General features: G+C 59.5%; 14 protein-coding genes and 1 tRNA gene. 7 read left to right on the top strand and 8 right to left on the bottom strand.

Features of this window, described 5'->3' with window-relative positions:
• Positions 1 to 3: 3 nt before the first annotated feature.
• A complete protein-coding gene (locus Q2T52_RS18475) occupies positions 4 to 1050 on the bottom strand; it encodes a D-alanyl-D-alanine carboxypeptidase family protein (protein WP_436799555.1) in 1047 nt (348 codons plus the stop codon).
• A 212-nt stretch (positions 1051 to 1262) separates the two neighbouring features.
• Between Q2T52_RS18475 and Q2T52_RS18470 the strand changes: the two genes are divergently transcribed.
• Positions 1263 to 2426 (top strand): M20 aminoacylase family protein, encoded by a 1164-nt coding sequence (locus Q2T52_RS18470; RefSeq protein WP_302078295.1) that lies wholly within the window; start codon positions 1263 to 1265, stop codon positions 2424 to 2426.
• Positions 2427 to 2510: 84 nt separating this feature from the next.
• Positions 2511 to 2587: transfer RNA gene (locus Q2T52_RS18465), tRNA-Arg, on the top strand.
• Positions 2588 to 2634: 47 nt separating this feature from the next.
• Here the strand turns inward: Q2T52_RS18465 and Q2T52_RS18460 are convergent.
• Positions 2635 to 3285, bottom strand: a complete 651-nt coding sequence (locus tag Q2T52_RS18460) for an exopolysaccharide biosynthesis protein (RefSeq protein ID WP_302078294.1) — start codon at positions 3283 to 3285, stop codon at positions 2635 to 2637.
• A gap of 128 nt (positions 3286 to 3413) precedes the next feature.
• Positions 3414 to 3755 (bottom strand): hypothetical protein, encoded by a 342-nt coding sequence (locus Q2T52_RS18455; RefSeq protein ID WP_302078293.1) that lies wholly within the window; start codon positions 3753 to 3755, stop codon positions 3414 to 3416.
• Between the two features lie 368 nt (positions 3756 to 4123).
• Between Q2T52_RS18455 and Q2T52_RS18450 the strand changes: the two genes are divergently transcribed.
• Positions 4124 to 4522, top strand: coding sequence for a DUF1236 domain-containing protein (locus Q2T52_RS18450; protein WP_302078292.1), 399 nt, complete (start codon positions 4124 to 4126; stop codon positions 4520 to 4522).
• A gap of 34 nt (positions 4523 to 4556) precedes the next feature.
• Here Q2T52_RS18450 and Q2T52_RS18445 read toward each other — a convergent pair whose 3' ends face one another.
• Entirely contained in the window at positions 4557 to 5795 is a 1239-nt protein-coding gene (locus Q2T52_RS18445; protein ID WP_302078291.1) for an FAD-dependent oxidoreductase, read from the bottom strand.
• 131 nt (positions 5796 to 5926) lie between these two features.
• On the opposite strand from Q2T52_RS18445, the gene dxr reads away from it, so the two are divergent.
• On the top strand, positions 5927 to 7114 hold the full coding sequence (dxr, locus tag Q2T52_RS18440) for a 1-deoxy-D-xylulose-5-phosphate reductoisomerase (RefSeq protein WP_302078290.1): 1188 nt from the start codon (positions 5927 to 5929) through the stop codon (positions 7112 to 7114).
• Positions 7115 to 7149: 35 nt separating this feature from the next.
• Here dxr and hemA read toward each other — a convergent pair whose 3' ends face one another.
• From hemA to Q2T52_RS18420, 4 genes are all read right to left on the bottom strand, one after another.
• Complete coding sequence (gene hemA / locus Q2T52_RS18435; protein WP_302078289.1) at positions 7150 to 8364, bottom strand: 5-aminolevulinate synthase; 1215 nt, start codon at positions 8362 to 8364, stop codon at positions 7150 to 7152.
• A gap of 214 nt (positions 8365 to 8578) precedes the next feature.
• A complete protein-coding gene (locus Q2T52_RS18430) occupies positions 8579 to 9376 on the bottom strand; it encodes an FAD binding domain-containing protein (protein ID WP_302078288.1) in 798 nt (265 codons plus the stop codon).
• A 19-nt stretch (positions 9377 to 9395) separates the two neighbouring features.
• On the bottom strand, positions 9396 to 11762 hold the full coding sequence (locus Q2T52_RS18425; protein WP_302078287.1) for a xanthine dehydrogenase family protein molybdopterin-binding subunit: 2367 nt from the start codon (positions 11760 to 11762) through the stop codon (positions 9396 to 9398).
• A gap of 118 nt (positions 11763 to 11880) precedes the next feature.
• Positions 11881 to 12372: a (2Fe-2S)-binding protein gene (locus tag Q2T52_RS18420; protein ID WP_302078286.1), complete on the bottom strand. Its 492-nt coding sequence runs from the start codon at positions 12370 to 12372 to the stop codon at positions 11881 to 11883.
• A 249-nt stretch (positions 12373 to 12621) separates the two neighbouring features.
• Here Q2T52_RS18420 and Q2T52_RS18415 point away from each other — a divergent pair, with 249 nt between their 5' ends.
• The 3 genes from Q2T52_RS18415 (at position 12622) to Q2T52_RS18405 (ending at position 21127) form a co-directional block, all read left to right on the top strand.
• Entirely contained in the window at positions 12622 to 12888 is a 267-nt protein-coding gene (locus tag Q2T52_RS18415) for a YMGG-like glycine zipper-containing protein (protein ID WP_302078285.1), read from the top strand.
• A gap of 225 nt (positions 12889 to 13113) precedes the next feature.
• Positions 13114 to 14976 carry an autotransporter assembly complex protein TamA gene (locus Q2T52_RS18410; RefSeq protein WP_302078284.1) on the top strand — a complete coding sequence of 621 codons (1863 nt, stop codon included), beginning with the start codon at positions 13114 to 13116 and terminating at the stop codon, positions 14974 to 14976.
• A 109-nt stretch (positions 14977 to 15085) separates the two neighbouring features.
• Positions 15086 to 21127: a translocation/assembly module TamB domain-containing protein gene (locus Q2T52_RS18405; RefSeq protein WP_302078283.1), complete on the top strand. Its 6042-nt coding sequence runs from the start codon at positions 15086 to 15088 to the stop codon at positions 21125 to 21127.
• The last annotated feature ends 62 nt before the right edge of the window (positions 21128 to 21189 follow it).

The following is a 21189-nucleotide window of genomic DNA, read 5'->3' as shown; positions in this document are numbered from 1 at the left end:
AAATTAAAGTGCGGGACGCGGAATAGGAACGGGAACGTTGGCAAGCTCGCCTTTTCCCTTTTTGTTGGGGGCTGGCGGCTCGCTTCCCGGAATGAGACCGGCAAAACTATATTGCGGCGGACGGTCCATTTCCTTGATGTAGGGCGAATGGAGCACCATGCGACCGGCATCATCACGGCCTTCGCTGCGCACCTTGGCTGCGGCAGGGTTGCAGATTTCCGCGCTAACATCCACGACTTCGTCACGATCTGGCCCGTAGGGCGCCAGCGTCGCCAGGGGCTCGCCAAGCGTGGTCGAGGTCAGCCCCTGCTGAAGAAGCTCGGCCGATTCGTCTGTACGACCGGCCAGACTGTCGGAACCCAGCACGACGGATATGACGCTGCGACCATTGCGCGTCGCGGATGCCACCTGATTGAAGCCTGAAGCGCAGATAAAGCCGGTCTTCATGCCATCGGCGCCGTCGAAGCGGCCGATCAGCATATTGTAGTTCGGATATTCTTTTGCGCCTGTGGTAATGCCTTCGAGCGAGAAATAGCCAAAATACTCCGGAAACTCACGGCGAAGCTGCAGGGCAATAATCGCCAGGTCACGCGCCGTGGTGTACTGCCCCTTGCCGGGCAAGCCATGCGGATTGATGTAGTGCGTGGAATTCATGCCGAGACGGGCAGCTTCCGCATTCATCATCGCCACGAATTGTTCGGTCGACCCGCCCACGGTTTCAGCCACGGCAACGGCCATGTCATTGGCGGACTTCACCAGCAGGATCTTCATGGCGCTGTCCAGCGTCAGCTTAGATCCGGGCTTGAAGAACATCTTGCTGGGTGGCTGCTCGGTCGCCTTCTTGCTCATGACAACAGGCGTTTCCAGCGTCAGACGACCGGATTTCAGCGCCTTGAAGGTGACATAGGCCGTCATCAGCTTGGTCAGCGATGCTGGATACCATTTCCGAAACGCTTCCTGATGTGCGATCACCCGACCCGTTCGGACATCCACGACCATCTTCGGATTGGCAAAGGCTGTGTCTGCTGCGCCGGCCAGCGTGGCGGCCATGGCGGCAATTGCCGCAAGCATGCGCGGCAGGGGAAAGCGAAGGCTAAGCATGCGATGGGGCAAGGAAGGCCTCGTTCGTTGGCAACGAGCACGGCGATATTTCGCCAGGATGGCCAAGCAATGGCAAAGATCATTGATTCCGTCAATTCTGCGGCGCAATATCCGGCGGGAGCGAGGAACACGACAGCGCTTGCAGACAGACAGGAATTGTGATGCCGATCTTGAACAGAGCCGCCGAATTGCAGAATGAAGTCAGCGAATGGCGGCGTCATCTTCATGAAAATCCTGAAATTCTCTACGACGTCGAAGAAACGGCGGCCTTTGTTGAGTTACGTCTGAAGGAGTTTGGCGTTGACGAGATTGTGACCGGCATCGGTCGCACCGGTGTCGTCGGCATTATCCGCGGACAAGGCGAAAGCGGCCGCGTGATCGGACTGCGGGCTGACATGGATGCGCTACCGCTGACCGAGATTTCCGGCAAGCCCTGGGCCTCGAAGACAGCTGGCAAGATGCATGCCTGCGGCCATGACGGACACACCGCCATGCTTCTGGGCGCCGCGAAGTATCTGGCTGAGACGCGCAACTTCAATGGCGCTGTTGCGGTCATCTTCCAGCCGGCGGAGGAAGGCGGAAGGGGCGCGCTTGCCATGGTGGAAGATGGCATGATGGAACGCTTCGGCATCCAGGAGGTCTACGGCATGCACAACATGCCAGGGATACCGCTCGGCCAGTTTGCAATCCGCAAGGGCGGCATCATGGCGGCACCCGACAAGTTTACCATCAAGATCACCGGCCGGGGTGGTCATGCGGCGGAGCCACACCGCGCCGCCGACCCGATCGTCATCGGCTCCCAGATCGTCAACGGACTGCAGTTGATTGCCTCGCGCAACGCCAATCCGCTGCGCTCGGTCGTGGTGACGGTCACCCAGTTCCATGCAGGGACCACGCACAATATCATTCCGGAGGAAGCCTATTTGGCCGGTACCGTCAGAAGCCTCGACGAAGGCGTTCGCGATCTCGCCGAACGCCGCATCCGCGAGATCGCAGCTGGCATAGCCGCAGCCAACGACGGGCGTGTCGAGGTGGAATACGAACGTTCCTGCCCGGTGACGGTCAATCATTCGGACGAAACCACTCACGCCGCAAAGGCAGCCATGGCAATCGTCGGCGAGAAGAACGTCAACACGGACGTGGATGCCAGCATGGCCGGGGAAGATTTCGCCTTCATGCTTCAGGCACGCCCCGGCGCCTATATCATGATCGGCAATGGCGATACGGCAGCCCTTCACAATCCGGCTTATGACTTCAACGATGAAGCCATTGCCTATGGCGTATCCTACTGGGTGAAACTGGCGGAGCAGCGCCTGTCGGATTGATGGAGCTCTCCAATCTCATGATCATGAGGCAGCTGCCGTCTTGTCCACAGCAGCCGCCTGAGGTATGTAGCGACCACCTGCTTTGTCCACGTAGCTCAGCAGGATAGAGCACAGGATTCCTAATCCTGGGGTCGGAGGTTCGAATCCTCTCGTGGACACCATTTCCCTTTCGTCCCACCAAGAGATTTACGGTGCAAGAATGGGCGCCTCACCCAGCAGCAGCGCTCTCGGCATCACCGGCAAAGAAGCCGCTCATCAATGCCCAACCACCCCAGAAGATGAAACCTGAAAAAGCAAGCGCGGCCACGCCGAAGAGCAGCCCTGCGCCAATCGCCACGCCATCACGCTCCGCAATTCCAAGCGCGATCAGGAAGACCGAAAGCCCCGGGAGAATATTTCCAAATGGAATAGGCAATGCGATCAGGATTGCCATCACCAGGACCACGACACCCAGCACGGGAAGTGCCTTTCTGCCGGAAAGATACCGGGCACGCGGCTTGAGAAACCGCTCCAGATAGGCAAGCCACGGCGCCAGTTTGTTGGCCATGGCTCTCAGAAGTGCCGCGGGCATTGGGATGCCGGCGAGGCGACGCGGCAGCACGAACCGCTCAGCACCCCAGATCAATTGAACAGAGAGCAGTGCCAGCGCCGTGCCAAAGATGAAGCCCGCAGGTAATCCTGGAGTCGGAATAATGGCAGGGATTGCAAAGACGAGAAGAACCATCGCAACCGCCCGCTCGCCCAGCACAGACAGGAGATCGCCCAGCGTTGCAGCCTTATCCTTCAGCCTATGCGGCAACTCCTCCAGAGCAGCAGACAGGCCAGCGGCTTTCAAACACGTTCCGGGCGAATTCTCCATCTCATCCTCATATCTTGTTTCGCGAGCCCCTCCTGACAATACGAGAAAGGAGGGGCGCCTTTTGGATGAGATCTATCTGGGAATGACTGCCCGAAATTTTCAGGGGCACAGAGGCAAACGGGCGTGTGTTACTTGCGCTCGCCCGCGCGCAACGCTTCCATGAAGACGATGCTTTGCTGACTCAGCCTCGCTTCATCGATAAAGGCGTCCAAACACTCAAGTAATCTTGCCCGCCGGCGTGCGACCTCCACCTCTGACAGCGGTGACATATTGAATGCACCGATCGCATTCATGAAGGATTGCAGCGCAGCACTGAGCGACGGCAACAGGTCAATGAGATACACGCTCGGTTCCCGAGAATCGAGCATGGAAGATATGTACCTGAATAACGCGTTGGGAACGGTAAGGGCTTCTTTCCAATCGCATGATGCGACCAGATCCCGCACGGAGGTTCCATCTCTATTTTCCATTGTCAATCCTTGCCCGGAATTCCGAACGGCAGGGAGCGTCATTCATTGTGCTCCAGTTTCTGCCAGATGCCAATTAAACCGATTAGACCGCTTAGAAGCCGTAAATCAGCCAACCCCGAATTTTGATTAGAAAGGTAAACATTCACTTAACGCACAACATTACGACCTCGACCAGTAAATTCAATACCTAGTTTTTAGCGTATACTTATATCTAATTTTCTCAACCGTGGATACAAAGCCTCACATTCTTCAATTATAGAGCGCTTAAATACGCAGAATCGAAGGCAATACGGACATATGCTTATATTCCTTGGAACGAGATCCGTCGCTCACACGTTCCCTGCTGCTATTGCAAAAGGAGACACACAATGAAGACGACACTTTTTCTGCTTGCCGCTGCCAGCCTCGGGCTCGCTGCCACAGCTGCCTCCGCTCAGCAAAGCACCGTGAATGGCGCAGTGGGTGGCGCGGTTACAGGCGCTATCGTTGGCGGACCGATCGGCGCAGCGGTCGGCGGCGTGGTGGGTGCAGCTGCCGGCACAGCCATTGATCCGCCGCCGCAACGGGTGGTGACCTATGTTCAGCAACAGCCCATGCCCACACAGGCGGTAGTCGTTCAGCAGCCCGTTGTTGTGGGCAAACCCATCCCGCGCGAGGTGGTGCTGACGCAGGTTCCGGAAAATCCGCACTATGCCTATGCTGTGGTCAATCAGCAGCGTGTCATCGTCGACCCGCAGACCTACACAGTCGTGCAGGTTGTTCCGTAAAACCCATTATCGAGGGGCGGCCTGTAGCCGCTCCTCAAACACTACCCGACAAAATTACCTGAGCACGAACCCGCTCCATGCGGAAACCAAGGCCGATCAGCCGACCCGCGAGATGCGACAAGAGCGGAAAGCGGGCGATGCCCCGGATAAAGGCGGGCGGTCCTTTTCGTTTCGCATCATCATCCTGGTCCTTTTTCCGGCTGGAGCGCATCATCAATTGCAGCTTCTGCGTTGCCTTGGTCGGGAAAAGGCGCCTTTTCTCAACGGATGCAAGGTCGGCATCCGACAACCTGCCCGCCTTGAGGGGTTCTGCCAGAAGATTCGCCGCAGCCACCGCATCCTGGATTGCGAGATTGACCCCCACGCCGCCAATGGGTGACATGGCATGCGCCGCATCGCCAATGCACAGAAGGCCCGGACGCCACCACTTTTTCAAGCGATCGATGCGCACCTGCAAAAGGCTGAGATCATTCCAGTCGCGGATTTCTTCCACACGCTCTGGCGGCAGGGGAGAGACATCACGCACCTTGTCACGGAAGTCCTCCACTGTGCCCTGGCGAAATTCCGCATAAGTGCCACGGCGGATGACATAGCCGCACTGCCAGTAATCGCCACGATCGATCAGCACGAAACCCTGGCGAGGGCCCGCATGCCCCATGGTCTCGGCCGGATCGCCCGGCTGCTTGGAGAGCTTCATCCAGACCACTTCGCTGGGGTTACCGAAGCTTTCAACTTCCAGCCCCGCCAGCACCCGCACTACCGACTTGCGACCATCCGCCGCAACAGTGAGGTCTGCGCGGATATGGAGAAGACCTTCGGGTGTCTCGACGGCAAGTCCAGCGAGGCGTTTTCCCTCACTCAGCACCTCCGTCACCTTCGCCGACATCAAAAGCCTGAAATTCGGAAAGCGCTCGGCTTCCTGGGCGATGAAATTCAGAAAATCCCATTGCGGCATGAAGGCGATGAATCGGTTCCGAACGGGCAGCCGCGAGAAGTCGGCAATGGTGATGTTGCGCCCACCGATTTCAGCGGAAAGCTTCGGTGCCCGCGTGTGGGGCAGTTTGAGGAAAGCCTCTTCGAGGCCAAGCTGATGGATGACCTCCAGCGTCGAGGGATGGATCGTATCGCCGCGAAAATCGCGTAGGAAATCGCCATGCTTCTCGACCACGGTCACACCGACACCGGCTCGCGCCAGCAGATATCCGAGCATCAGGCCTGCGGGGCCGCCGCCTGCAATAACGCAAGTCGTCTTGATTGTGTCGATCTCATCCATCGCTCTATGTCTCACCAACTCCAAGCGCCATTGATCAACAGGTGGCCCAGGCGAGTACCCGAATCAAGCCCACTCTTGTGAGCAGAAGCGTTCGCCTGTAGATCAACCCGAGTTCAAAGACGGAAGATATCATGGCCGACATCGGCAAGCGCCGCATCAGCATTCTGGGCTCCACAGGTTCCATTGGCGTCAACACGCTGGATGTCGTGAACCAGTTGGGCGGGCAAGACAGCTTCGAGGTGGTGGCTCTTACCGGTAATGCCAATGTTGCGCTTTTGGCGGAGCAAGCCAAGGGCTGTGGCGCGAAGCTTGCGGTGACGGCCGATAACAGGCACTATGCAGACTTGAAAGAAGCCCTCGCCGGCACGGGCATCGAGGCCGCAGCTGGCCGCGAAGCCCTGATCGAAGCCGGGGACCGCGAGGCGGATCTTGTGATGGCCGCCATCGTGGGCACCGCTGGCCTCGCACCCACTCTGGCAGCCGCCAGACGCGGCGCAGACATCGCGCTTGCCAACAAGGAATGCCTGGTTTCGGCGGGCGAACTCTTCGTCAGGGCTGTTGAACAAGGCGGCGGCCGACTGATCCCGGTCGACAGCGAACACAGCGCCATCTTTCAATGTCTGGAGGATGGCCAGCACGGCGCCGTGGAGCGAATCGTACTGACGGCCTCCGGCGGCCCCTTCCGCACCTGGACGCGGGAGCAGATGGCCGGTGTCACAGCAGAGATTGCCCGTGCGCATCCCAACTGGTCGATGGGCCTGAAGATATCGATCGGCAGCGCCTCCATGTTCAACAAGGCGCTGGAGATGATCGAGGCCAAGCATCTCTTCGATGTGCACCCCGACCAGATCGAAGTCATCGTCCATCCGCAGTCCATCATCCATTCCATGGTGGGATATCGCGACGGTTCGGTGCTTGCCCAGCTCGGCTGTCCGGATATGCGCACCGCCATCGGCTATGCGCTGACCTATCCCGACCGGCCACAATTGAATGTCGAACGGCTGGATTTCGCCAAGCTCGCGCGGCTGGATTTTGAAGCCCCCGATGAAGTGCGTTTCCCCGCCTTGCGGCTGGCCAGAACGGCGCTGGAACGCGGTGGTGTGCAAGGGGCCGTCATGAATGCCGCGGAAGAAGTAGCCTTCCATGCCTTCTGCGATGGCCGGATCGGCTTCCTGTCCATGGCCGATATTGCCGAACAGGTGATGGACGCCATGATAGCCTATCCGGCAGCGTCCAGCATGGACGATGTGTTTGCCGCAGACGAGGAAGCCCGCCGCCGGGCGGCCGACATTATCGCAAAAACAGAAATGGCCGCATAAGCGGCCATTTGAATTCCATTCCAGAACTTCGTTGATCAGGCGACGTGGCGAGCCAGCGCGCAGCGCGACCACAATTGATGCAGCGCGCCGACCAGATGCTCGATGTCCGCATCCGTGTGAAGCGGCGTCGGGGTAATGCGCAGGCGCTCCGTCTTGCGCGGCACCGTCGGGTAATTGATCGGCTGTACATAGATGTCGGAGTGATCGAGCAGCAGATCCGAAATCCACTTGCACTTGGCCGCATCGCCAACCATGACCGGCACGATGTGGCTCGGATTCATCATGTGCGGAATACCGCGCTGGTCGAGCGCCGTCCGCAGCTTGCGCACGCGGTCCTGATGACGGGCGCGCTCGAAGGGGCTGGCCTTCAGGTGACGGATGGAAGCCAGCGCACCGGCGGCCAGCGCCGGCGGCAACGACGTCGTGAAGATGAAACCGGAGGCGAAGGAACGGATAAAGTCGCAGACCGCATGCGAGCCGGTGATATAGCCGCCCATGACACCGAATGCCTTGGCGAGCGTGCCCTCAATGATTGTGATGCGGTCCATCAAGCCTTCACGCTCGGCAATACCGCCGCCGCGCGGGCCGTACATGCCAACGGCATGTACTTCATCCAGATAGGTCATGGCGCCGAATTCATCGGCGAGATCGCAGATATCCTTGAGCGGCGCGATGTCGCCATCCATGGAATAGACTGATTCGAAAGCGATCAGCTTCGGCGCCTTGGGATCCGCAGCCGACAGCTTCGCGCGCAGGTCGTCCAGATCGTTATGCTTCCAGATGACGCGCTCACACTTGCCGTAGCGAATGCCTTCGATCATCGACGCATGGTTCAACGCGTCTGAGAAGATGATGAGGCCGGGGATCTTCTGGCCAAGCGTACCGAGCGTGGCCCAGTTCGACATATAGCCGGAATTGAAGATAAGCGCGGAATCCTTACCGTGCAGATCGGCAAGTTCCTGCTCCAGCAGGACGTGGTAATGGTTGGTTCCAGAGATATTCCGGGTGCCTCCCGCACCCGCGCCACAGTGATCGATCGCCTCATGCATGGCCGCGACCACAGCCGGATGCTGGCCCATGCCGAGATAATCGTTCGAACACCAAACAGTAACGTCACGCTTGCCTTCCGGAGTGTGCCGGGTGGCACGCGGAAAATTGCCACGATGCCGCTCGAGATCGGCGAAAACGCGATAACGGCCTTCCTGATGAAGGCTGTCCAATTCGCCCTTGAAAAATGCCTCGAAATCCATTCCTGCGCTCCAGAACCTGCCAGAGTTGTGGCTTCTGCCTTTGCCTACGTCAACCCTGCCAAGATGTACATTAGGCCACCTGCGGCAATTGGACCATTCTTTCGAATTATTCCAATTCGAAATTATTACCGTCTCGATAAGGAAAGTTGATTCACGTCAACTGCGGGCAAAAAAATGGGCGGCCGAAGCCGCCCGAGTTGCTCGCCGTAGAACTTTATCCAGCGGAAGCGACTGCGCGCTTGGCCATGACCCGCACCAAATTGGCGCGATACTCTGCTGTTGCGTGGAGATCGGACATCAAAGCGCTCGCATCGACGGAAACCGAAGCGACTGATTCGGGCACCCAAGACGTGCTCAAGGCGGCTTCCATTCCAGCGTGGCGGAAGACGCCATTCGATCCTGCACCGGTCACCGCAACTCGAACCCCGGAACCGGTTTTTGCGACAAAGACGCCGGTAATGGCGTAGCGCGAAGCCGGATTGCGGAACTTCGCATAGCCCGCCTTATCCGGCGCATCGAAGGCAATCGCCGTGATCATCTCGCCTTCATCGAGCGCCGTTTCGAACATGCCGGTGAAGAAGTCATCCGCAGCAATCTCGCGCCGGTCGGTAATCACAGTGGCGCCCAACCCGAGAACGGCGGCCGGATAATCAGCGGCCGGATCGTCATTTGCGACCGAGCCACCGATCGTGCCCATATGGCGCACGTGCGGATCGCCGATCATGGAGGCCAGATCGCTGATTGCCGGGCAGACTGCGCGCAAAGCCGAGGATGCAGCGACCTCCGCATGGCTGGTCGCGGCACCAATTCGCACGCGACGGCCCTCGACGGAAATTCCCTTCAAGGCCGGGATGTGCCTGAGATCGATCAGGTCCGAAGGCGCAGCAAGACGCTGCTTCATCGTGGCGATCAGCGTCATGCCGCCCGAGAGATAGCGCCCCTCATCATGCGACGAACGCAGGTTGACCGCTTCGTCGACGGAAGAAGCGCGGTGATAGCTGGTATCATACATGTCTCTCTCCTCCCCTCGATTATTCGGCCGCCAGGCGCGTCGGCGCGTCCTGCAAGGCCGTCCATACCTTCAGCGGTGTCGCCGGCATGGTCAGGCGATCATGCCCGATGGCATCGGTGATGGCGTTGATGAGCGCCGGCGGGGAACCGATGGCACCCGCTTCCCCACAGCCCTTGATGCCGAGCGGATTGCCCGGGCAGGGCGTGTTCTGGTGCGACAGCGTGAAGGACGGCAGGTCGTCGGCCCGCGGCATGGCGTAATCCATATAGCTGGCGGTCAAGATCTGGCCGGTCGCTTCGTCGTAACGGACCTCTTCCAGCAGCGCCTGGCCAATACCTTGAGCAAGCCCGCCATGCACCTGACCTTCAACAATCAACGGATTGATAATGTTGCCGAAATCATCGGCTGCCACGAACTGGATAATATCCGTCTTGCCGGTTTCCGGATCGATCTCGACTTCAGCAATGTAGCAGCCCGCCGGGAAGGTGAAGTTGGACGGATCGTAGAAGGCGCTTTCCTTGAGGCCTGGCTCCATGCCGGCCGGCAGGTTATGTGCGGTATAGGCCGCCAGCGCCACCTGGAACCAGGGAAGCGTCTTGTCCGTACCGGCCACCTTCAGCTCGCCGTTTTCGATGACGATATCGCTCTCGTCGGCCTCCATCAGATGGGCAGCGATCTTCTTCGCCTTCATCTCCACCTTGTCGAGCGCCTTGACAATCGCGGACATGCCAACGGCACCGGAGCGCGAGCCATAAGTGCCCATGCCCATCTGTACCTTGTCGGTGTCGCCATGCACGATGTTCACACTGGCAATCGGCACGCCGAGGCGATCGGCCACCAGCTGCGCAAAGGTCGTTTCGTGACCCTGGCCATGGCTGTGGGAACCGGTCAGCACTTCGATGGTACCAACGGCGTTCACCCGCACTTCCGCCGATTCCCAGAGCCCGACGCCCGCACCAAGCGAACCAACAGCCTGAGACGGCGCAATACCACAAGCTTCGATGTAGCAACTCATACCAATGCCGCGTTTCTTGCCGCGACGCTCTGCCTCCGCACGACGCGCAGGGAAGCCGTTCCAGTCAGCCGCTTCCATCGCCGCATTCAGCGAGGCCTCATAGTCGCCCGCGTCATAATTCATGATGACAGGCGTCTGGTAGGGGAAGGAGCGGATGAAATTCTTGCGGCGTAGTTCCGCCGGCGAAACACCGAGTTCGCGCGCCGCCACTTCCATCGTGCGCTCAAGAAGGTAGGTCGCTTCGGGGCGCCCTGCCCCGCGATAGGCATCGACCGGCACCGTATTGGTATAGACAGTGCGCACATTGGCATGAATGGCAGGGATGGCGTATTGGCCTGATAGCAGCGTCGCGTAGAGATAAGTCGGGACCGCCGAGGAAAAGAGCGACATGTAGGCGCCGAGATTGGCGATGGTATCGACCTTCAAACCAATGATGCGGTGATCCTTGTCAAAGGCCATCTTGACCTTCGACACATGGTCGCGGCCATGGGCATCGGTCAGGAAGGCTTCCGTGCGGTCGGACGTCCACTTGACGGGAACGCTGGTCTTCTTGGAGGCCCAGAGACAGACGATTTCCTCCGGGTAGATATAGATCTTGGAGCCGAAACCGCCGCCGACATCAGGCGCGATCACGCGCAGCTTGTTTTCCGGCGCCACATTGTAAAAGGCGCTCATGACCAGACGCGCCACATGCGGATTCTGGCTGGTGGTATAGCAGGTGAAGTGATCTTCCGCCGAATCATAGATACCGAGCGTCGCACGCGGCTCCATCGGGTTCGGCGACAGGCGATTGTTGAGGATCTCGATCTCCGTCACATGCGCGGCTTCGGAAATCGCCTTGTCGGTCGCAGCGGGATCACCGATCTGCCAATCGAAGATGAGATTGCCCGGCGCTTCAGGATGGATCTGCGGCGCACCGGCTTCCAGCGCGGCAAGCGATGTCGTGACGACAGGCAGTTCCTCGTAATCAACCACCACAGCTTCGGAAGCATCGCGCGCCTCTGCCGCCGAATCGGCCACGACGATTGCCACGGCATCACCGACATAGCGAACCGTATCGACGGCGAGCGGACGCCAGGCGCCCATCTTCATCGGTGAGCCGTCTTTCGAATGGATCATCCAGCCGCAAATCAGATTGCCGATGCCATCAGCCTGCAATTGCTTGCCATCGAGAACGTCAATCACCCCCGGCATCGCCTTGGCGGCGGAGGCGTCGATACCCGTAATCCTGGCATGCGCATGGGGGCTACGGACGAAGTAGGCAAACTTCATGCCCGGAACAACCATATCGTCGGTGTAGCGGCCCTTGCCGGTCAGGAAGCGCTTGTCTTCCTTGCGGGCCACGCGTGCACCAATACCTTCTACTCCCATTATCGTCTCCTCCCGAAACGAGCGAATAGCGAATAGTGAGTAGCGAATAGGGAAACAAATGCGAGCGCAGCACAGGCGGCATGCTATTCGCTATTCGCCAATTCCTATTCGCCCGGATTCATTCTGCGGCCTGGCGAACCTCGCCGTGCATTTGTTCATTGGCGGAAAGAACCGCCTTGACGATGTTGTGATAGCCGGTGCAACGACAGATATTGCCCTCCAGCCCGTGGCGTACCTTATCCTCGTCCAGATCCCCGCCGCTTCTTCCAATCAGGTCGACAGCGGTCATCACCATGCCCGGCGTGCAGAAGCCGCACTGGAGACCATGATGCTCATTGAACGCCGCCTGCACGGGATGCAACTGCCCCTGCGGCGCAAGACCTTCGATGGTGGTGACTGACGATCCCGCGGCCTGAACCGCAAGGATGGAACAGCTTTTCACGGATTTGCCATCTAGATGGACGACACAGGCGCCGCACTGGGTGGTATCGCAGCCGACATGCGTGCCGGTCAGGCCGAGCTTTTCCCGGATGAAGTGGACCAGCAGCGTACGATCATCGCAATCGCCGCTCACCGCCCGACCGTTCACGGTCAGCGTCACTTTCGTCATGATTTCCTCCGCGTGTCTCCTCAAACACGAGACGCATCATTTGCTTTTTTTCTCGGCGGATCAACTGATACTTTTTGTCCAGATCGCAATCACTGGAACAATTGATTGACACTTTCATAAGCGAAACCAGAACAGTACGTCTGGACTTCCGCATTCGGAATCTTATCCTTCCGTGCAAGCGGGGTCGTCAGACCGGCCGATGAGAGAACAAGACCATCAAATTGGCCCATAAAAAGTGGAGAGAGTAGAATGAAAAAGGCGTTGATGCTTATGCTGGTTGGCCTGACGGTTGCAGGTTGCTCCCAGACTGAACAGGGTGCCGCAATCGGTGCGGGCACGGGTGCCGTGATTGGCGGTATTGCTACGGGCAACGTGCGCGGTGCAGCCGTGGGTGCGGCAATCGGCGGCGTATCCGGTGCCGTTATCGGTTCCGTCGCAGAACAGCCTGGCCAGTGCTACTACCGCGACCGCTACGGCCGTCGCTATGTCGATGCTTGCCCGCGCGGCCGCTACTGATAAGCCGTCTGCCGTCCAAGAATACAGCCCCGGAGCACGCTCCGGGGCTTTTTGATCCGAGGCGTGGCAGATCCGCGACATGACTTTTCTGGCACTCTGTTATATTAGCATCTTGATCAATGGGCATGAATAGCCCTGCCAGGGTGGAACACCAAACTGAGTAAGCGCAATGACATTGCCGGCCCGGGCTTGCGCGCCGCGTTTCGGAAGACCGGCCTTGCCGCCATGGCAGCAGCGACGATGCTGGCATATCCCGGCTTCGCGACCCAGGCTTATGCGCTGAAGATATTCGGCCTGACGCTATTCGAAAGCGATGACGACAAGGAAGATGTCGTCAACCCGGTCAATTATGCTCCGACGCTGAATACGGGCAATGCAGACTCGAAACTGAAGGAGCGGTTGGAAACCACCACATCGCTCGTGGCCGACAAGGACAAGCCCGTTTCCGGCGACCTGGGCCTCGTCATCAAGGCACGCGAGGACCGGGACCGCATTGTCGCCGTTCTCTACGAAGAAGCTCGCTATGGCGGGACCGTGAAGATCACCATTGCCGGCACTGATCTCGACCGGCTGCCGCCCAACCCGACCTTCGATCATAGCCGTCCGGTCCCCGTGTCGGTCTCTGTCGATCCGGGACCAGTGTTCACGCTGGGTCGGGTAACGTTGAAAGGCGATGCGGCCCAGTTCAAGGCAGAGGATTACGATCTCGAAACTGGTGGTCCCGCCGGTTCCGTCGCCATCATCAAGGCTGGCGAGCGGATCGTCCAGGATTTGAAGAAGGATGGCCGCCCACTGGCCAAGCTCACGACGCGGGATGTGGTGGCCGATCACCGAACGAACACGGTCGATGTGACGATCGCAGCTGCGAGTGGCCCGGTCGCGCCCTTCGGCGAAGTCACTGTGAAGGGCTCGCGCGACGTCAACGCGGAATTCGTGCGCCGCTATTCCCGTCTGGACAAGGGCGGACGCTACTCGCCGGAGCAGTTGAAGAAGGCGGGCGATCGGCTGCGGGAGCTGAATGTCTTCTCCAGCGTCACCATTCGCGAAGCCGACAAGCTTGCACCGGATGGTTCACTGCCGCTGATGATCGAGGTTTCCGAGGGCAAATTCCGCTACTATGGGTTCGGCGCGGAATATTCGTCGATCGATGGCGCCGGGCTTTCCGGCTATTGGGGCCACCGCAACCTCTTCGGCAATGCGGAGTCCCTGCGTATCGAAGGCAAGGTTTCGGGCATAGGCGCGACCACCGACGTCACCACTTTCAACTATTCGGCAGGGATGTATTTCGCGAAACCGGGCTTCTTCCTTCCGGAGATGCGGCTGGAATCGAGCCTCGTTGCGAAACGGGAAACACCGGATAGCTATACCGCCAACAGCATCACCGAACTCACCCAACTGGCCTATGAGCTGAACGATACGGACACGGTGAAGGGCGGTGGTGAAATCGCCTGGATCGACGCAGAAGACGGGCTTGGCAGCCATACCTATCTGACGCTCAGCCTGCCTGTATCCTTCGAACGCGATGCGCGTGACAACAAGCTGGATCCGACCAGCGGCTACAGGGCTATGATCTCGGCCAAACCAAGCTATGAAATCTACAGCAGCGAAATATTTTCCTCTTTCGAGGGAGCCATTTCGGGCTATCTGGGCCTTGGCGAGGACGATCGGGTGGTGCTAGCCGCCCGCCTTTCGGCGGGAACAGTGGTGGGCGGCGGAAGCCTTGCGAACATTCCCACCACACGCCGGTTCTTTGCTGGAGGGGGCGGTTCCGTGCGTGGCTATGGCTATCAGGAAATTTCGCCCTATAACGCATCAGGCGAGGCGGTCGGAGGACGATCCTATACGATCGGAAGCTTCGAAGCGCGCTTGAAAGTCACGGAGAAGATTGGAATCGTGCCGTTCCTGGATGTGGGGGCGGTCTCAACCGAAATGGTGCCCGATTTCTCCGATATACGGATGGGCGCAGGCATCGGGCTTCGATATGCCACGCCCTTCGGCCCGATCAGGGTGGACGTGGCGTTGCCGCTGAACCGATATGAGGGAGGAAGCCGCTACGGCATCTATGCCGGTATCGGGCAATCATTCTGATGTCGCAAAAGATCGGATATCAGGATAAGCAATTTTTCTGGAGAACAATGAGGACAATGCAAGCGCAATGAGGTCATCACGCGGCCTGGGCTCAAGGATTTTGCGCGCTGTGCTTCGCACGGCGGCGATCCTGCTCGTCCTCATTGTTGCCTCCGCGCTCTTTGTCGGCTTCGCGCCCGCCGGGCAGCGCATGGCCGCAAATCTCATATCCTCGCTCGCCTCCTCTCCCGGGCAAATGGTCAAGCTCTCCGCGCTGAGGGGCCTACTGACGGGGCACCTCAGGATTGATCGGATCGATATCAGCGATGACAAGGGTGTCCACACCGAAGCGCAGGGTGTCGCCGTAGACTGGTCACCGCTTGCTCTCTTGTCGGGCACCTTCCATGCGGAGCGTATCCGGGTCGAAGGCCTGAAGTTGCATCGACCGCCCGAAGATGCGCCACAGCAAGCACAAACCTCTCAAAGCCAATCGAGCGGTTTTTCCCTTCCTGTCGAAGTTCGCATCGACAGCATGGAACTGCCCGACATTTCCATTTCGCGGCTTTTGACGGGCCGTGACTTCCTGTTGGCGGCTGCGGGTTCGGTCGACGCCACCGGCGACAGGATTTCAGCCAAGGCTTCGGCTCACCGCAAGGATGAGCCGAACGCGATCGCCGATACCGATCTGGTCTATGCGCCGCAGCAGAACGAATTGAAACTCCAGGCGGTCGTTTCCGAACCGTCAGGTGGCCTGCTTGCGAGACTGCTGCATTTGCCTGGCGCTCCGGCCCTTGCCCTGGCTCTCGATGGCCAGGGACCGCTTTCCGACTGGAGCGGGCAATTGCGCGGAACCGTGGATGGCAAGCCGGTCATCAGCATGGACGGACGCCATACGCTTGCGCCGGACGGTCGTCATCGCGTTGAGGTACAGGGTGGCGGGCAACTGGCGGAACTGATGCCGCCGGCCATTCGCCCGATGTTTGCCGGACGCACCGATATCAATGTAGGCGCGCTGTTTTCGCCCAATGGCCGCATCGAGATCAAAAAGGGCGAACTTGCCTCTGGCGCCATTCGGGTATCAGCTGCGGGCGCGCTGGACTCAGCCGCCGATAATAGCCTGGCCGGCAGCATTGCCGGTGCAAATGGCCCGATCGATATCGACTGGCCGATCAATGGCAAGCCCGCCCGCTTTGCGGTCGAGAACGTCAACTTCACCCTGACCGGTGCAGCAGCCTCTGCCCGCTTCACCACGACTGCGGCCTTCCGTTCGATTTCAGCCATGAACACCCGCTTTGAGCAGGTGCGCCTGCAGGCGGAAAGTGAAGACCTCAACTTCAACCAATGGACGGGCAGCATACGCTCCCGCCTGACGGCCGCGCGCACCGGCTTCACCGATGACAACCTCAACCGCCTGATCCAGGGTCCGATCCGCATCGATGCGCCGATCCGGCTTGGTACGCAGGCAGTCGGGCTGGATGCGTCCACGTTTGAAAGTGCCAATATCTCCGGCACGGTCAGCGGTGCTTACAATCTTTCCAAGCAGGCGGTGACCGGCAATCTGCGGATGTTCCTGAACCCGGAAGGTCTGCCGCCCGAGATTGGCGATCTTTTCGAGGATCGCATCGCTGCCGAAGGCTATATTGACGCAGCGATTGGCGGCCGTATCAGCCTGGAGAACGTTGTCGTCAAATCTTCCATACTGGAAGGCCACGGGAACGTCCTTCTGGATGGCGGTAAGATGACCGCACATCTTGCGGGCCGGGTTCCGGATCTCGGCAAACTGCGCCCGGACGCAAAGGGGCCGGCCGGTTATGATCTCACTGCCAATGGTCCAGTAACTGCACTTGCGTTGAAGGCCACCATCAACTCCGCCGAGGCGCGCTTCCGCGGGCGTTTGCTGGACGGCGTCAGCCTGGTGATGGATGGCACGGCCGACTTCAACGCACCACGCGCACATCTGAAGGGCCAGGCGAATGTGGACGGCAAGCCCGCCCGCATCGAAAGCAATCTCGCCTATGCCAATGGCACCTTCTCGGCACCGGATCTGGTTGTTGAACTCGGCCCCAATCGCGTGACCGGCAACATGGCCTTCACCTCGTCCATGCTGCCCCAGGGTGAACTGGCGTTCAATTTCCCGGAAGCAGGCCTCATCGCCTCGTTGGCAGGGCAACAGGCTGCGGGCGATCTGCAGGGTACTGTTCGGTTGGGTGGAGTAGACGGCAAAGCAACCTTAGCCCTTAATGCGTCCGGCCAAACGCTTTCGTCGCGCGGCGTCATCTTGAAGGCGCCGGCGGTCTCGGCATCATCCGCAAATCTCGCAGGCATGACCTTGGACGGCGTCATCCGCGCTAATCAGATCGAGATCGGCGGTCAGGTCCTGCAGGATTCCGCGCTGAAGGTCACGCAGGCAGGACCAAGAACCCTGTTCGACCTCAACTCCCGTTTCGACAACGCGCCATTGCTGCTCGTCGGTGCACTCGATACGGAAAACGGCACGGACATCACGCTCTCTCAGTTTTCGGCCAAGCCACGCGGCGTTGGCCTTTCGCTTGCAGCACCGGCCACGATTTCCGTCACCCAAGGTCAGGCACGGTTTCGCCAACTCGCCCTGACGGCTGGCGATGGGCGCATAACACTTGATGGCAGCGCGGGCTCGACCCTGGCTCTGTCGGCGGAGATCCGCAATCTTCCCGCCTCGCTGGTTGGTCTGGTTGCGCCTAATCTCGCACCGACTGGTCAGGTGAACGGCCTCGTGGCCACCAATGGCCAGTCCTCCAATCCCTCGATCTTTTATGATCTGAATGTCGCGAATGCGGAATTGGCTGAGACGCGCACCTATGGCCTGCAGCCGCTTCGCATCAAGGCGCGTGGACGCTTCGAAGATGGGCGGTTGGGAATTGATGCCGCAACATTGATCAATCCGGACGGCATTGCAGTTACGGCGGACGGCAGCATCTCGACCCGGGACGACCGCAAGCTGGACCTGAAGGTCAATCTTCTGTCGCTGCCAGCCTCGCTTGTCCACCGTATCGAACCGCGCGTGGAAGCATTGGGCATTCTATCCGGCATGTCTACAATCGGCGGCACGCTTGCCGCGCCGACGGCCATGTTCGATCTCGCCTGGAACAATGGTGCCATTGCGGATGCGAAGAAGCATGCCGTGATGAATGACATCACAGCCACTAGCCGGGGTCGCCTGGAAAACAATGTCCTGACACTCGACGCCTTCGATCTCACCGCTCCGGAGGCGACAAGCGCAAATGCCAAGGGCACGATCCGGCTGGATGGCGAGCGCGAAATCGCGCTGAACGCAGAACTGAAGGGGATTCCTGCAGCGCTAGCCAATGCTCTGCGTCTGGACTTGGCGGCTGAAGGCGTGATCGGCGGCACATTGGCTGCCGAAGGCACGCTTGCCTCCCCCGCCGCAAGCTTCGACCTGCTCTGGAGCAATGCAGCGACACGGCAAACAAGAGACGCGCATATCGGTGACCTCGCTCTCCGAGCCAAGGGACGTTACGCAGGCCAAGCCATCAATCTGGAAGAGGCGCGCATCTCCGGTCAGAACGGACTATCGTTTACCGGCCACGGGCTTGTTGCACTGAGCGGGGATCAGGCACTGGATATGACCGCCGAATTTGCAGCGCTACCGGCAGCGCTGGCGGATATCGCCCGGCCTGATCTTGAAGCAACCGGTCTCGCAGCAGGGCGCTTAAGTCTGCGCGGTTCACTTGCAAATCCTAATCTTGCCTATGACGTCAGCCTTGCGAACGGCTCCTCCAGCCAGACCCGTATGGCAGGTCTGAATTCCATTGATGTGAAAGCCTCCGGCACCTTTGCCAATGGCACGCTCACTCTCGACAAGACGGAGATAAAAGACCCCGCCGGCCTTTCCGTCACGGCTCAGGGGCGCGCCGTTCTCCAGGGGCAGCAGGCGCCAGCCTTCGATCTGAATGCCGATATCGCTGCCCTGCCCGCCAAGCTCGCCAACGGCTTCATACCCGGCATCGACGCGGAAGGCGTGATCTCCGGCAAGGTTTCCTCCACTGGCACACCGGAAGCACCCGCGATTCGGTATCAGTTGATGTGGAAGGATGCCGTCACACGGCAGACGCGGCTTGCAGGCCTGAGCGGCCTGCAGTTGGAAGGAAATGGTAGCTTCACAAACGCCACGCTTTCGCTGGATACAGCAAAGGTCACTGGTCCTTCCGGCCTTTCGATTTCGGCCTCCGGCACCGCCAAGCTGGCCGGAGATAAAGTGCTGAACATGGCGGCAGACATCGCCTCTGTACCAGCAACGCTGGCGCAGGGCTTCCTCCCCGGTCTCCAGACCGGCGGCATCATCACCGGGCGCGTGACAGCCGGCGGAACTGTTTCTGTTCCCGCCATTCGCTACGACCTGCAATGGAGCGACGCAGAAATTCGTCGACAGGGCGATGCAGGGATTTCCAACCTGAACTTCAAGGCCGCTGGCAATTTCGAGAACGGCACGCTGACGCTGGGAGAGACCCGGCTATCCGGCCCGAATGGCCTGAATGCTTCTGCCAGCGGCAAGGTAACCATCGGCGGCGACAATGGACCGCAGATCAATCTCAATGCGAACCTTGCAGCCATACCGGCAAACCTCGCCAATGGCTTCGTCCCCGGTTTGGGGGCAGCGGGGCAGATCTCGGGCAAGATTTCGGCTCTGCCTGAAGGCCGCGGCGTTGACTTTAATCTTTCCTGGAAGGATGCCTCGCTTGCGCAGGCGCGTGCGGCGGGGCTTGCTGCCTTCAACGTCACCGCCTCCGGCGCGTTGAAGGGCAGTCAATTGGATTTCGAAACCCGCCTTTCCGGCGACGCTGGGCTGGCACTGACCGCACGAGGAGGTCTCGGCCTCTCAGGCGCGCGCGCCGTAGATGCGAAGGTGGAAGGCACGCTTCCCTTCGCGCTTCTGGCAACGCAACTCTCTGCTCAAGGTTTTGTCGCAGAAGGAAATGGTACGCTCAATGTGGCGGTCGGCGGAACGCTTGCCGCGCCAACGTTCAACGGTACAGCGTCCACATCGGGTGCTCGGCTGATCGATGTGCGTCGCAATCTTGCCGTTGAGGGCATCTCTGCCTCCGTATCTTTCGACCGGGATCGTGCCTCGATCCAGTCACTGTCCGGCTCTCTTTCCACGGGCGGCAAGGTGTCGGTCGGTGGTACGGTGGGACTGACGGGAGAGTTCCCAGCTGATCTCACGATCACACTGAACGATGCCACCTATGTGGACGGCACGCTTTTCGCGGCGACGGCCAATGGGGCCCTCACGGTGACAGGCTCGCTGTTGGGAGCGCCTGCTCTGAAGGGCGATATTCGCCTTACCAAGGCTGCCATCACCGTTCCGGCAAAGCTGCCTGCATCGCTGGCGCAGATCAATGTGAAGCACGTCAATCCACCCGCTGACGTCAAGGAATTGCTCGCAGCTCTGGGTGACAAGGGTGGACAGGGCACATCGACACCTCTGGCGCTCGACCTGACGATCGACGCCCCGAATGGCATCTTCGTGCGTGGTCGCGGCATCGACGCGGAACTCGGTGGACGCCTTGCCATCCGCGGCACGGCAACTGAACCTGTCGTATCCGGTGGCTTCCAGATGCGTCGCGGCCGCATCGTAATCCTTGCCAAGCGGCTGGATTTCACGACGGGCAAGATCACTTTCGGCGGCGGCCTTATCCCGGTTCTGGACATGCAGGCACAGACCAGTTCTGGATCCACGACAATCATCATCAAGGTGACCGGCGTCGCGAACGACCCCGATATAAGCTTTTCCTCGTCTCCTGCTTTGCCGCAGGATGAAGTTCTGGCGCGACTGATCTTCGGCCAGTCCATGTCGAAACTGTCTGCACTTCAAATCGCCCAACTGGCGGACGCCGTCAGCCAGTTGGCGGGAGGCGGATCGACTTCTCTTTTGGAGACGCTGCGCAGCAATCTTGGAGTTGATGATATCGACATCAACACCGACGATACGGGACAAACGAGCGTCTCGGTGGGTCGTTATATCAACAACCGCACCTATTTTCAGGTGGAACAAGGCGGCTCCAGTGGCGCCCGCGCTTCCATCAATCTGGATGTCGGACGTGGGGTAAAGCTGAAAGGTTCCGCTGGAAGCGACGGAGGATCGGCCGGCATTTTCTATGAGAAGGAATATTGAGCAGATTGCTTCGCCAGCAAACGCAATTCAAACTGGCATTTAACAGTCTGAAATGGTAAATC

Origin of the sequence: Rhizobium oryzicola, assembly GCF_030504645.1 — a bacterium.
Classification (GTDB): domain Bacteria; phylum Pseudomonadota; class Alphaproteobacteria; order Rhizobiales; family Rhizobiaceae; genus Neorhizobium; species Neorhizobium oryzicola.
This window is presented reverse-complemented; position numbering and strand designations above follow the sequence as displayed.

Excerpts from the sequence above, each read along its gene's own strand:
- Q2T52_RS18475 (WP_436799555.1), bottom strand. The coding sequence starts at position 1,050 with ATGGCCGCCACGCTGGCCGGCGCAGCAGACACAGCCTTTGCCAATCCG.
- Q2T52_RS18470 (WP_302078295.1), top strand. The coding sequence starts at position 1,263 with ATGCCGATCTTGAACAGAGCCGCCGAATTGCAGAATGAAGTCAGCGAA.
- Q2T52_RS18460 (WP_302078294.1), bottom strand. The coding sequence starts at position 3,285 with ATGGAGAATTCGCCCGGAACGTGTTTGAAAGCCGCTGGCCTGTCTGCT.
- Q2T52_RS18455 (WP_302078293.1), bottom strand. The coding sequence starts at position 3,755 with ATGGAAAATAGAGATGGAACCTCCGTGCGGGATCTGGTCGCATCATGC.
- Q2T52_RS18450 (WP_302078292.1), top strand. The coding sequence starts at position 4,124 with ATGAAGACGACACTTTTTCTGCTTGCCGCTGCCAGCCTCGGGCTCGCT.
- Q2T52_RS18445 (WP_302078291.1), bottom strand. The coding sequence starts at position 5,795 with ATGGATGAGATCGACACAATCAAGACGACTTGCGTTATTGCAGGCGGC.
- dxr (WP_302078290.1), top strand. The coding sequence starts at position 5,927 with ATGGCCGACATCGGCAAGCGCCGCATCAGCATTCTGGGCTCCACAGGT.
- hemA (WP_302078289.1), bottom strand. The coding sequence starts at position 8,364 with ATGGATTTCGAGGCATTTTTCAAGGGCGAATTGGACAGCCTTCATCAG.
- Q2T52_RS18430 (WP_302078288.1), bottom strand. The coding sequence starts at position 9,376 with ATGTATGATACCAGCTATCACCGCGCTTCTTCCGTCGACGAAGCGGTC.
- Q2T52_RS18425 (WP_302078287.1), bottom strand. The coding sequence starts at position 11,762 with ATGGGAGTAGAAGGTATTGGTGCACGCGTGGCCCGCAAGGAAGACAAG.
- Q2T52_RS18420 (WP_302078286.1), bottom strand. The coding sequence starts at position 12,372 with ATGACGAAAGTGACGCTGACCGTGAACGGTCGGGCGGTGAGCGGCGAT.
- Q2T52_RS18415 (WP_302078285.1), top strand. The coding sequence starts at position 12,622 with ATGAAAAAGGCGTTGATGCTTATGCTGGTTGGCCTGACGGTTGCAGGT.
- Q2T52_RS18410 (WP_302078284.1), top strand. The coding sequence starts at position 13,114 with ATGGCAGCAGCGACGATGCTGGCATATCCCGGCTTCGCGACCCAGGCT.